The 12,848-nt window shown below is 69.8% G+C and carries 8 protein-coding genes; 4 read left to right on the forward strand and 4 right to left on the reverse strand.

The genetic code is table 11. The annotated features are described in order from the left end of the window. On the forward strand, positions 1-300 hold a 300-nt coding region (locus F8O02_RS09275; RefSeq protein WP_225734241.1), incomplete at its 5' end, for a hypothetical protein. Positions 301-701: 401 nt separating this feature from the next. Here the strand turns inward: F8O02_RS09275 and F8O02_RS08365 are convergent. From F8O02_RS08365 to F8O02_RS08380, 4 genes are all read right to left on the reverse strand, one after another. Beyond that, a complete protein-coding gene (locus F8O02_RS08365; RefSeq protein ID WP_158036797.1) occupies positions 702-2,417 on the reverse strand; it encodes an AMP-binding protein in 1,716 nt (571 codons plus the stop codon). A 153-nt stretch (positions 2,418-2,570) separates the two neighbouring features. Continuing rightward, complete coding sequence (locus F8O02_RS08370) at positions 2,571-3,989, reverse strand: MFS transporter (RefSeq protein ID WP_158036798.1); 1,419 nt, start codon at positions 3,987-3,989, stop codon at positions 2,571-2,573. Between the two features lie 1,111 nt (positions 3,990-5,100). Further along, entirely contained in the window at positions 5,101-7,104 is a 2,004-nt protein-coding gene (locus F8O02_RS08375) for an HNH endonuclease (protein WP_179416269.1), read from the reverse strand. 171 nt (positions 7,105-7,275) lie between these two features. Next, a complete protein-coding gene (locus F8O02_RS08380; protein ID WP_158036800.1) occupies positions 7,276-7,584 on the reverse strand; it encodes a helix-turn-helix domain-containing protein in 309 nt (102 codons plus the stop codon). A gap of 119 nt (positions 7,585-7,703) precedes the next feature. On the opposite strand from F8O02_RS08380, the gene F8O02_RS09280 reads away from it, so the two are divergent. From F8O02_RS09280 to F8O02_RS08390, 3 genes are all read left to right on the forward strand, one after another. After that, the gene (locus F8O02_RS09280; protein ID WP_218859542.1) at positions 7,704-9,089 is read left to right on the forward strand and encodes a site-specific DNA-methyltransferase; all 1,386 of its coding nucleotides are present in this window, start codon (positions 7,704-7,706) and stop codon (positions 9,087-9,089) included. A 282-nt stretch (positions 9,090-9,371) separates the two neighbouring features. Then, positions 9,372-9,836, forward strand: a complete 465-nt coding sequence (locus F8O02_RS09285) for a hypothetical protein (RefSeq protein WP_218859540.1) — start codon at positions 9,372-9,374, stop codon at positions 9,834-9,836. After that, positions 9,833-12,826: a DEAD/DEAH box helicase family protein gene (locus F8O02_RS08390; protein WP_158036801.1), complete on the forward strand. Its 2,994-nt coding sequence runs from the start codon at positions 9,833-9,835 to the stop codon at positions 12,824-12,826. The genes F8O02_RS09285 and F8O02_RS08390 overlap by 4 nt, the downstream gene beginning before the upstream one ends. Positions 12,827-12,848: the final 22 nt, after the last annotated feature.

Consider the following 12,848-nt stretch of genomic DNA (forward strand, 5'->3'; position numbering starts at 1 on the left):
GTCCTGAGCCAGGATCAAACTCTCCGAAGAAAATCTGATCGGCTCCAACACACCACGACCCGAAAGCCATGGCATGCAAAACCAAAAGAAATCACTCAAACCAACCAGGCAAAAACCCAGCCAGCCGAGGACAAAATTGGCATCGACATGTGCACACTGTTGAGTTCTCAAGGATCGGACACACCAACCATCACCACCCAAACCAACCAGGCGGCTACCTGCCAGCGCAACTTCTCCAGCATACCACATCTTCTCAACTTCGCAACCCGGCTGAAACCGTGTCGCTCGGAGTCAATGTGACTGGATCATGTCACCAGAAGATTTCCTGCTGTCAAGTCGGCGTTCAACCGGCTCTTCAGCGGGATCCTTCCGAATCCACACGCGATCCATCTTCACGATCCTGCGATCGTTCCGAGTGGAAGGCGGTCCCGCTTGAGGCCCGCAGCCGTACCGGCCGCAGCACCTTTGGGGTGACAATCAGTTAATTTAGGCGAGTGCCTCACGTGCCACAATTCCGGCCCGCCTCCCGGGCGTGTCGCGAAGGAGCCCACCACCCGGAACCTGTTGTCCCGCCCGACCCTCAGCAGGTCGGCGCCGACCCGGCGCCGACCTGCTGCCAGACGACGCTGACATGCTGGCAGCCCCACACTGGGACATCAGACGACACCGGCACCTCGACGCCGCGGCCCGAGCCCCCCGGCTCAACGCCGGGCGGCCCCATCCTCGAGCCGCTCGCGCACCTGGCGTCGCAGGATCTTGCCGATGAGCGATTTGGGCAGGCTGTCCCACACCACATAGTTGCGCGGCACCTTGTACTCGGCCAGGTGCTCACGGGCATACCGACGGGCGGCCTGCTCGTCGAACGTCGCCCCGGGCTCCAGCACGACCACCGCCGTGACGATCTCGGCCTTCGTGCGACCCCGCCGCACGCCGACGACCGCGGACTCGGCCACACCGGGCATCGCGTCCACGACCGCCTCGACCTCGCTGGGAGCGACGTTGAACCCGCCGGTGACGATGAGCTCCTTGCGTCGGTCGACCACGGTGACGAAACCGTCCTGATCCTGGCGGACGAGATCGCCGGTGCGCAGCCAGCGTCCCTCGAGCAGCACGTTCGCGGTCTCGTCAGGCCGGTTCCAGTAGCCTTGGAACACCTGGGGGCCGTGGATGAGCAGCTCGCCCACCTCGCCGAGCTCGACCTCGCGCGTGACGTCGGCCGGGTCGACGACCTTGATGTCGGTCGACGGGAACGGGATGCCGATGGTGCCCACGCGCCGCTGCTCGGTGAACGGGTTGCCCAGCGCGACCGGGCTGCACTCGGTGAGCCCGTACCCCTCGACGAGGCGTCCGCCCGCGACCGACTCCCAGCGCCCGACGACCTTGTCGTTGAGCGTCATGCCGCCGGAGATCGCGTAGATCACGCCGGAGAGGTCCAGCCTGCCCTCACGGGCGACCCGGGCCAGCCGGTCGTACATGGGCGGCACGGCCGGGATGAACGTCGCCGGATGCCGCTTCGACGCCTGGACGACGAGCGCCGGGTCGAACGCGGGGAACAGCGTCGCCCGCGCGGCGACGTGCACGGAATAGATCACCGACAGCAGCAGGCCGAACGCGTGGAACATCGGCAGCAGCCCGTAGATCGTCTCGGCGCCCGGAGTGAACCGCGGCATCCAGGCCGCGCCCTGGCGTGCGTTCGACCACAGGTTGCCGTGGGTGATCATCGCGCCCTTCGGGCTGCCCGTGGTGCCGGACGTGTACTGCAACACCGCGATCGAGTCGACCGTCGGCCGGGGATACGAGTCGTCGATCGGCTCGCATGCGAGCAGGCGCTCGAACGGCTTCGTCTCCGGCGCCCGCGACACGAGTGCGGCGCGCTTCTCGCGGACCGCCTTCGTCGGCAGCCGGAGCCCGAGCCGCAGCCGCAGGGGCATCGCCCGGGTGATGTCGACGGAGATGAGCCGGCTCGGCACGGTGTCCGGGCGCATCCGGCGCAGGGTGGCGACCACCTTCGTCCACACGATCGCGATGTCGGCCTCGTGATCGCGGAACTGTCGCTCATGCTCGTCGGGCGTGTAGATCGGGTTGTGCTCGATGACGATGCCACCGAGACGCAGCACGGCGTAGAACGCGATGACGTGCTGCGGACAGTTCGGCATGATCAGCGCGACCCGGGTGCGCTCGCCGACGCCCTCGAGCCGCAGCCCCTCGGCGACCCGGTCGACCTGCTCACGCAGCTCGGCATAGGTGGTCTCCTCCCCGAAGAACTCGATGGCCACGCGGTCACCGAAGCGGTTCGCGCTGCCCTCCAGCATGTCGTACAGCGACCCGGTCGGCAGGTCGATGTCCTTCGGAGTGCCCGGGGCGTAGAAGGCGTTCCAGGCGCGGGTCGCGTTGAGCTCGGATGCAGAGATGGCCATGGCGTCATTCTACGGGCGGGGTGGTGCGGGAGGGCTGACATGGGCGGGGGGCAGCGGAGGGGTGCGGACCCGGGCGGTGCCACACGGAGCACGGGCGGGACCGCCTGCGCCTCGCAGCCCCGCCCCACCGTACGGCGTCGTGCAGCCGGCGATTCAGTCGAGCAGCCGGCGGTTCGTCTCCGGCCCCCAGACCCACACCACCGCACAGGCAATCGCCGCGATCGCGCTGATGCCCGCGAAGATCGTCCAGTCGGGCGCGACCTGCAGCACCGCCGTGACGACGACCGGCATCGCGACCGTGAGCAGCTTGGCGACCGCATTGGCGATGCCCGCGCCCCGGAACCGCCAGTCGGTCGGGAACAGCTCGGCGACATACACCGCGATCACACTCGCCATCAGCACGTAGAAGCAGGCGGTCAGCACGAAGCCCACGACCACCACGCCGACCCGAGACGTCTGCATCGCGTACGCCACGCCCAGCACGGCGGTCGCCGCGAACGCGGCGATGATGGTCGGCTTGCGGCCGATGCGATCGACCGCCCAGGCGCCCAGCAGGCAGCCGAGCGGAGCACCGACCATCATCAGCGTGCTCAGTCCCAGTGACCCGGAGATCCCGATGCCACGACGTCCGAGCAGCGTGGGCACCCACGTGGTGAACGTGTACTGGCAGATGATCGTCGCCGAGGCGGCGACGGACGCGACCAGCAGCATCCGCCCGCGCGAGCCGCGCCGCACCAGCTCGTGCGCACGCGCCTCGGTGGGCTCGATGCGCCCGCCTGTCTCCAGCTCGGCGATGATCGACTCGGCTTCGTCCAGACGACCATGCGCGACCAGCCAGCGGGGCGACTCGGGGACGTCGCGCCGCAGCCACCACAGGATCGCGGCCAGCACGCCGACGATGACGAACATCGGCCGCCAGCCCAGGTGCGGGATCACGATCGTGCTCACGAGCAGCGTGACCGGGGCACCGCAGTTGGCGACGACCGAGGTGGCCGCCGCCCAGCGTCCGCGGTGCCCGACGGGCGCGAACTCGGTGATGAGCGCGTAGCCCGTCACGATCTCGGCGCCCAGCCCGACCCCCGCGATGAAGCGCAGCACGATGAGCACCCCCATGTTCGGGGCGAGCGCGCTCAGCAGCGAGGCTCCCCCGAACACCGCGAGGTTCACCTGGTAAGCGACCCGGCGACCGCGCAGATCGCCCACGAAACCGGAGACGAGCGAGCCGAGGAACAGGCCGAGGAACCCGGCCGACAGGAACAGCGAGTTCAGCTGCAGCGTCGACCAGCCGTTGGCCAGGATCGCGCTGGTGACCGCGCTGGCCAGATAGACGTCGAACGCGTCGAGCAGCATCCCGCCGGCGACCAGCGCGAACACGTGTCGGAACAGCGGCGACTCACGGGTCTGGTCGAGCCGCTGGATGAGTCGGACGCCGCGCTCGCCGAAGCGGGCGGGCGAGGTGGTGGGTGTCGCCGTGGGCGGCGCGGCCGGCGCGGTGGCGGACGACGCGGCCGATGTGGCCGATGTGGGCGCGGCGTGGTGTGATGCGGCCTGGGTGGACTTCGTGGTGGACATGTGGGATGCGAACCTTCTGTGCACGCCTCGCCGGCGGGGCTCGACGTCCGGCGAGGACTCGATGTGGAGTCCGCCGGCGAGGCGATCATGCTTCGGGCGTGAGCCCGGGATGGATTGGGACATGGCTGGTCTCGCCCTCATACGGTGACGCCGGTGGGCACATGCACCGGTGGGGGCATGCGCGGGTGGGCGGGGCCGTGTGAACCTGCGGGATCCGTGGGAGCTGCGGGATCCGTGGGGTCTTGTGGACCCTGCCGGGACTTGTGGATCCGCAGGCAACGTCTGGGGGATCTCGCGAGGTCCGCGAGCATCGTCACGGGAGCACGTGTGGTGCGAATGCCGTGGACAGCGTGCAGGCCGGGCATGCGGGAGGCGGGCCGGAACCGGGTTTGGGCGGGATGAAGATTTCAGCCGGCAGAGCGAGTGACGGCGCGAGTGTGATCGGTTGGATGCGCAACTCGCGGATCGGTGACGAAGGGCCGGGTCGTGCCTGGCCGGGCTCGGGTCGCGGGCTCTACCGGCGAGGAAGCTCGAGAAGAAGGAGCGCGCCGTTCCGGCTGTGCACGGACGATGCGGCGAGACGCTGCGTCATGACTCCTCCTCGGATGTTCGTGACGGTCACGAACAGAGCCATGCTAGTCCCGGCCCCCGCACTGGGGGAGATCTCCGCCGAGTTTCGGGGACGAACGGTGCGAGAACGACTTGCTGCACCGCGGATGGGGGGCGAGCTGGGGTGCCATCGGTCATGGCGACGACCACACATGCGCCACCGAGCACAGTGACGACCACACATGCGCCACCGGATGGCGCTCGCGCGGTCGTTCCCCCTGCATCTGGCATGATCCTTGGTCGACGCATGCCCGCAGCCGGCACGGGGGTGGCCGTCGTCCCCGCCACGGTCACCGCGTCCCGTGCATGAGGTCGATCCTCCGCCAACGGACGATCCGCAGCACCCATCGGCACGGTCCCCAGCGTGCCCGCCCTGGACTCGCCGCATCGGTGCCGGGGCCATGCGACACGATGACCAGGCGCGGCACTGCCATGCTGCAATGCGCCCCGGCAGAGACCACGCCGCCTGTGGCCAGCACGGACCTCGGCAGTCCGGTTGCCATCAGAGCGGCTGCCGTGCGACAGCGATTCGGCCGGGCCTTCTCGGCCGAGTCGCCCGTGCCGCACCGGTCGGACTCGTCCAATGCAGGACAGCATCACCGATCTGCATGACCTGCCACTCCGACTCGTGCTTGAGCACATGGTGGCGTCGGCAGAGACAGGCAAGGTTGTCAGCATTCGTGGGGCCGCCCCACTGCCAGTCGACGGTGTGATCGACCTCGCAGTGGTGGGCGGGGCGATCGCAGCCCGGGAACCGACAGGTGCCATCCCGCGCCTTGATGAACTCGGCGAGTGAGGGCGGCGGACGATACTGACGGCGATCAAGCGCGAGCGGCACCCCGGAGACCGGGTCGGTCAGCAGCCGACGCAGAGTGCCGCCCTCCGCGGCGAGCTGTGCGGCCACCTCGACCGGGATCGGGCCGACACCCTCGAGCTCTGCGACCGGGGCGAGTTCTATGCCCGGGTCGAGCTCTGCGACCGGGTCGAGCTCTGCGACCGGGTCGAGCTCTGCGACCGGGTCGAGCTCTGCGACCGGGTCGAGAACGGTGGCTGGAGCGAGGCCGGCGACCTGAGCCGGGCCGGCGAGCGGGCCGAGGCCAGTGCCGTCCCGAGCCCCCGCCGAGGCCTCTCTGGCGAGCAGCGCGAGTGCGGGGACGGTGACGGTCACCCTGGCCACGATGCCCGTGCCGAGTCCCGGGGGCGAGGACGCGGCGGAGACCTCCGGGGGCAGGTGCGGCGAGGCGTCATGCACAGGGGCTCCCGCACCGTGGTGGTGCAGGGGCCCAGGAGCAGGAGATCCGGTCGGTACACCATCAGAGGCGGGAGGGGCAGCCGGAATGCAGTCAGCGGCAGGAGGGCCGGCCGTGGTGGGGTCAAGGCCAAGACGATCGGATGTGGCCCTGTCCGGATCGAGATGGTCGGGTGTGACGCAGCCTGCCTCACGACGGCCTGTCTCATGCCGGCCAAGTGCGGTGCGGTCGGACTCGTGCTGACTGGGTTCGAGGCTCCGCTCGACATGGAGCTCGTGACGCGTCGGAGCGCTGACGCCGGGGACGATGCCGTGCACGAGAAGGTCGCGGACGACATCCGCCTGCAGCTGGGCGACCGTGCGGAGTTCTCGGTCGAGTGATTCCTTCGGCTGAGCGGGGGCAGGCCCAGAGGCGGGGGCGGAACCAGAGTCAGCGGCGCGGCGCACGGAACGCGCGATCGCGCGAGTGCGGTCGAACACCGCTGCAGCATCCACCGCGCCGAGGAGCACGCTCAGCCAGGCCATGCCGTTCTCGGCGGGCTGCAGGGTGACGCAGCGTTCGCGCAGTGCGGCCTCGTGCCGCTGCTGCGGGGAGAGCGGCTCGGCGCGCTCGCGCAGCCGGCGGGCGAGCTGACGCAGCTGCGCCGGCGTGCAGCCGTGGTCGGTGACGGCGGCGAGCAGCACCGGCTCGATGCGGTCGATCGTCATGGGATCGGCGCCGAGCAGCTCACGATCGATCACCTCGACATGCCGACGGGTGACGAGCCCCTCGAGCCACGCGTCGAGCGTGCGGCCCAGTCGTGCGATGAGGCGGTCGCCGAGGTTCATCAGCCGAGTGACCACGCGCTCACTCAGCTGCAGCTCTTGGGCGATGTCAGCGATGAGCGCGTTGATCCGCCACTGGACGCGCCCGCCGGGCGGGGGCGCCGCGGGATGAGGCCGGCGGCCTGCCCCACCCGGTGCGTCCTCGGCGAGCGCCTCGGCGACGATGCGCTGCTGCATCCGGCCGAGGCGCTCGGTCTGGCGCGCCTCGAGCTGGTCCATGCGCATCTGCAGCACCGCGACGTCCTCCACCGCTGCGCCCAGCCGCTGCCCAGCGCTGCCAGCCCCAGGGGCATCGGTCAGGAACGGACTGGCCCCGACCTCGATCAGGCGCCCGGCTCGCATCGCCCGAGGCCGCCCCGCCGCACCGAGCACCACGCAGGCGCCAACGGGTGCGCCCGGGTCGGGCTGCTGCGAAGTCGCGGTGCTGGTCATGACCCCATCCGACCATGCCGCGCCGACATCCGCCGGGGTGAGGCCCGCCTGCGCAGGGTGTGTGGAGAGATCGGACTGGACCGGTGGCCTGTGCAGAACCGCATCAGTGGATGTCTGCCGCATGCGCAGCACCGCCGGGCTCACAGTGCGAACAGCCCACGAGGCCAGCGGTCAGTCGCTCCGCTGTGCGTGTTCGCGCATCCGCACGAAGTCCCTCACCCGGAACGGCGGCTCGGTCTCGGGCAGGTCATCAGCGCCGAGACCGGTGACCAGCTCCGCCGGGTCGATATCGAGGGCGACCGCGATCTTCACCAGCGTCGTGAGGGTCGGGTTCGCGAGGCCGCGCTCGATGCGGCCGAGATTCGTGAAGTGGACGCCCGCGAGCTCACCGAGCTCCATCTGGCTGATCCTCGCCGCTCTCCGGTGCTCGCTGATACGCCGTCCGACGACACGGGCGGCCTCCGACTGCGGCTGAGACATGCCTCATGCCTACAGATACGAGGCCTCCCCGACCAGCGCGTCAGCGGTCGATGCTTTTATGCTTCATGTATATACACCGCATCCGTCGGGACCTCGACGCGTGCCCGAGAGGGGAGCCCATGCCACAGCGATCACTGATCGACCAGCTGCCGGAGATCGTCCGCGACGGCCGGCGCGAGGCCCAGCGCATCCTCGAGGGGCTCGGCTCCTCCCGCCGTGTGGGCCTGCAGACGCGCGAGCTCGTGCTGCCGAACCCCAACAGCTCCGGCCTCGACCTGCGCGCCCTGAGCACGACGGACGCGATGGGCGGCATCAGTGCGACGGGCGGCGCGACGGGGCCCGGGGACACGACCGGCACGCCCCCCGAGACCGGCCGTCCCGATCTCAACCGCCTGATCTTCGGTGACAACCTGCTCGCGATCACGGCGCTGCTCGCCGGCGACGAGGAGCACGAGAGCCTGCGCGGCAAAGTGGACCTCATCTACATCGACCCGCCGTTCGACTCCAAGGCCGACTACCGCTCGAAGATCACCCTGCCCGCAGCCGGGGGGTCGCACGAGAACGTGGACGTCAGCAAGCGCCCGACGGTCGCCGAGCAGTCCGCCTACTCCGACACCTGGGCCAGCGGCACCGCGTCATATCTGCGGATGATCACCCCGCGCCTGATCCTCATGCGCGAGCTGCTCAAGGACACGGGGAGCATCTACGTGCATCTCGGAATCCAAGTCAATCATCCGGTGAAGCTCGTGCTGGACGAGATCTTCGGCAAACGCAATTTCGTCGAGGAGATCATCTGGGCCTATGGCTCGCCCTCAGGAGGCCGCGCCGCCGGGTCGAAGCTCGTCAAGATGCACGAATACATCGAGCACTACGCGTACTCATACAGGGAACGAGACGAGCACAAGATCTATCTCCCCTACTCGGAGAAATACATCGCCAACTGGTTCAAGTGGACGGATGAGGACGGCAGACCGTATCGACGCCGTTCCCGCGGCAATGGCCTGTGGGAGCGCCAGTATCTGGACGAGAGCCGTGGGGTCCCAGCCTCGACAGTCTGGACCGACATCAAGCAGGTCTACGCAGACCCACGCGCGTACAAGAGCGATCAGGCACGGCACTCCGAGATCACCGGCTACGCCACGCAGAAGCCCGAACGCCTACTGCATCGCATCATCAAGCATTCCTGCCCCGCCGGCGGTCTCGTGGCCGACTTCTTCGTGGGGTCCGGCACGACCGCGGCGGTCGCCGAGAAGCTGGGCCGACGGTGGATCGCCGTCGATCAGGGCAAGCCGGCGGTGATGATCACGCGCAAGCGACTGATCGACATCGCCGACGCGCCAACCCCGGACGGCCGCGCCAGGCCGTTCCTCTACCAGTCCGTGGGCGACTACCAGATCGAGCAGGCGCGCAACGTGCTCGGCCGACGCTTCCGCATCGGCGACCTCACCCGTGTCTGCTCGGCCTGTACGGCGAGCACGGGGCCGTGCCGCTGCCGCCCGAGGTGAACTACCGCGGCGCCCTGGGGCAGGTCGACGAACGCGAGCTCGTGTACGTCGACAGCCCGCGCAGCGTCACCGGCCGGAACGTCCTGCGCAAGGCGATGGCCCTGCGCGACAGCACTCTTGGCGGCTTCGAACGGGTCACGGTGCTCGGCTGGAACTTCGCCACCGACATCACCGACGCCATCCGCGAGCTCGACGACGGGCGCCTGCAGGTGCTCGCCATCCCCTCGAACCTGCTCGACGAGCTGCGCAAGAAGGGAGAGAGGGCCCTACGGGATCAGTCAGGTGCGCTTCTCCACGCTGCAGTACGTCGACGCCCACCTCGCCCAGCACTCGCGCGGCGCCGACGCAGAGGGCCGCCCCACCGAGGATCTCGTCGTGCAGCTCGACAACTACGTGCTGATCGACCCCGACGCGCTGCCCCTCGACAGCGCCGACGACCGCGAACGCGTGCGCGCCGTGCTGCACGCCGAACCCCTCGCCCTCATCGAGTACTGGGCGGTCGACCCCGACTACGACGGGGTGACGTTCCGCTCCCGCTGGCAGGAGTACCGCGGCAACGGCGACGAGGACGACGACCCGCTGCGCACCGGCACCACCGCGGCGCTGACCGTCCCCGCGCTCACCGAGCCACGCGAGCGGGTCATCGCGGTGCGCGCCGTGGACGTCTTCGGCTACGAGTCCGAGCGCCTGCTGCACGTGCCGGCCGACCCCGCGACCACCACGAACGAGACGGAGGCGACCCGATGATCCGCGGCGAGACCCTGCCCACCGAGGACGTGCGCCTGCCGCTGGTCAGCGGCATCGCCGCCCAGACCGCCGAGGCCGCCCTGCACCTGCGCTACGGCGAGCCCGGCCTGTTCCACGACCGGGTTACCCCGGTCACCGCCGAGCTGCTCGACTGGTGGTTCCACGAGGACGGCATCGCCGCCCGCGCCGCCGCCGGCGAGCCGAACTTCCACGACGGACAGCGGGACGCCATCCTCGCCGTGATCTACGGCCACGAGGTGCTCGGCGCGACCTCGCTGCCCGACCTGTACGACAAAGTGCTCGGCGAGGAGTGGGCGCGCCGCACCGACCTCGACGCCGTCGACCGCACCGAGATCGACGCCGACAGCAGCCGGCACCCGAAGTACGCGATCAAACTGGCGACCGGCACCGGCAAGACGTGGGTGCTCAACGCCCTGCTCGTCTGGCAGTACCTCAACGCCCTCGCCGCGCCGGGCGACCGCCGGTTCACCCGCAACTTCCTCATCGTCGCCCCGGGCCTGATCGTCTACGACCGGCTGCTCGACTCCTTCCTCGGCAAGCCCGACGCCGCCGGCCAGCGCGACTGGCACACCAGCGACCTGTACGCGAACCGCACGCTGTTCATCCCCGAACGGCACCGCGAGCGCGTGCTGCAGTTCGTGCGCGGCGCAGCCATCGACAAGACGCAGATCGGCCGACGCACCACCCCGGGCGGCGTCATCGCGATCACCAACTGGCACCTGCTCGCCGGGCGAGACAAGGACGTCCCCGACTTCCTGCCCGACGAGGACGAGCCCGAGGTCGCCGCCCCGGGCGCCGCCCCGGACGTGAAGGCCGTGGCCCAGAGCTTCCTGCCCGTGGTGCCCGGCACCGCCGCCGGCAACAGCCTCGAGCGGCTCGACCGGCAGGCGGGACGCGGCCTCGAGTTCGAGTGGCTGCGCGACCTGCCCGACCTGCTCGTCTTCAACGACGAGGCCCACCACGTGCACAAGGTACGCCGCGGCGGGATCGTGGAGCCACTCGAGTGGCAGCGCGCCCTCGACGAGATCGGCGCCCCCAAGGGCGACCGGTTCACCCAGGTCGACTTCACCGCCACCCCGTACGCCGAGTCCGGCACGAGACAGAAGACCCGCCGGTACTTCCCCCACATCGTGGTGAACTTCGACCTGCGCCTGGCGATCCAACAGGGCCTGGTCAAGAGCATCGCGATCGACAAGCGCAACGAGATCGGCGCCCTGCCCACCGAGGCGCTCGACTTCCGCGCCGACCGCGACGACGAGGGCCGCCTCGTCGTCAGCAACGGCCAGACGACCATGCTCGCCGCCGGGCTGACGAAGCTGCAACAGCTCGAGACCGACTTCGCACGCGTCGACCCGACGAAACATCCCAAGCTGCTCGTGCTCGCCGAGAACACCGAGGCGGCGAAGGCCATCGAGCGACACCTGAGCAAGCAGGGCGTGCCCGAGGAGGAGATGCTGCGCATCGACTCCGACCGCAAGGGCGAGCTCAAGGACGCCGACTGGCAGCGCGTCAAGCAGCGACTGACCACGCTCGACACAGACCCGACCGTGCGCATCGTCATCAGCGTGCTCATGCTGCGCGAGGGCTTCGACGTCAACAGCATCTGCGTGATCGTGCCGCTGCGGGCCTCCGAGAGCGGCATCCTGCTCGAGCAGGTGATCGGCCGCGGCCTGCGACTGATGTGGCGCGGAGACCCGGACATCGACGCCGCCAAGGCCGAGAACCGCCGCCTCATCGCCGAGGGCCGCGAGCCCACCACCCGCTACGACCTGCTCTCCATCGTCGAGCACCCCGCCTATGAGGAGTTCTACCGGCGCGAGCTCGGCGACGGCCTGTTCACCAACGACCCCGACGAGACCGGCACCGGCGCCACCGGCGACATCGAGCGGGTCGACCTGCGCGACGACTTCGAGCGGTTCGACATCGCCGTGCCGATCATCATCCGCGACGCCGAGGAGGAGCTCGCCGAGCCCACCATCGACATCGACGCGCTGCCGGTCTCCACCCTGCCGTACGAGCAGCTGCGCCGCAGCCTCGGCCACGGCGAGCGGTTCGCCTCGGAGGACGTCATGGTCGGCACCCGCTACGGCGAGTACGTCGTCGACGCCGGCTCGTTCACCGCCACGAGCTACAGCGAGTACCTCGCCCGCATCGCCGCGCACATCGACGACCTCGCCGGCCGCGCCCGCACCGCCTCCGGCGAGCGGTCCCGGCGTGCCAGCGCGTTCCCCGTGCTGCAGGTCTCCCGGCCCACCCTCGTCGCCTGGCTCGACCGGTACGTGCGCACCCGACTGTTCGCCCGGCCGTTCGACCCGCTCACCGACGAGAACTGGCGGATGCTGATGCTGCCCGGCATGGTCGAGCAGATCGCCGGCGTGTTCATCCCCGCCCTCGTCGCCCAGCTCGACCGGGTGGACGCGAGCGAGGCCGTGGTGCAGCGACGGATGATCTCGGAGGCGGGGCCGTTCACCGCGTCCGCACGCCGGCTGGTGCCGGTGCGCAAGTGCGTCTACGAGCGGCTGCGCGCGCTGGAGGCCGGCCACGGCGGAGGCCTCGAGCGGCGGTTCATCGAGTGGGCCGACCAGGACACGGCGGTCGAGGCGTTCTGCCGCATCGACGAGCGCCGCCACGACTGGCTGCAGCGACCGTATCTGAAGGACAACGGCCATCCGGCCCGGTACTCCCCCGACTTCATCGTGCGCACCGCCGGTGACGTGTACGTGGTGGAGACGAAGGCGCAGACCGGGCTGAGCGACGCGAACGTGCAGCGCAAGCGGCGGGCCGCCCTCACCTGGGTGGAGCGGATCAACACCCTGCCCGAGACCGACCGCGACGGGCTGGAGTGGCACTACGCCCTGGTCGGCGAGCAGCTGTTCGGCCGGTATCGGGACGCGAACGCGAGCATCCTCATGCTGCTCGACCAGGCGAGTCTGCGCTCGGCGGCCGCGGAGGACGCGCAGCTGTTCTAGAGTGCGGGGTCTGAGGTGCGAG

Origin of the sequence: Pseudoclavibacter caeni (genome assembly GCF_008831125.1) — a bacterium.
GTDB lineage: Bacteria > Actinomycetota > Actinomycetes > Actinomycetales > Microbacteriaceae > Pseudoclavibacter_A > Pseudoclavibacter_A caeni.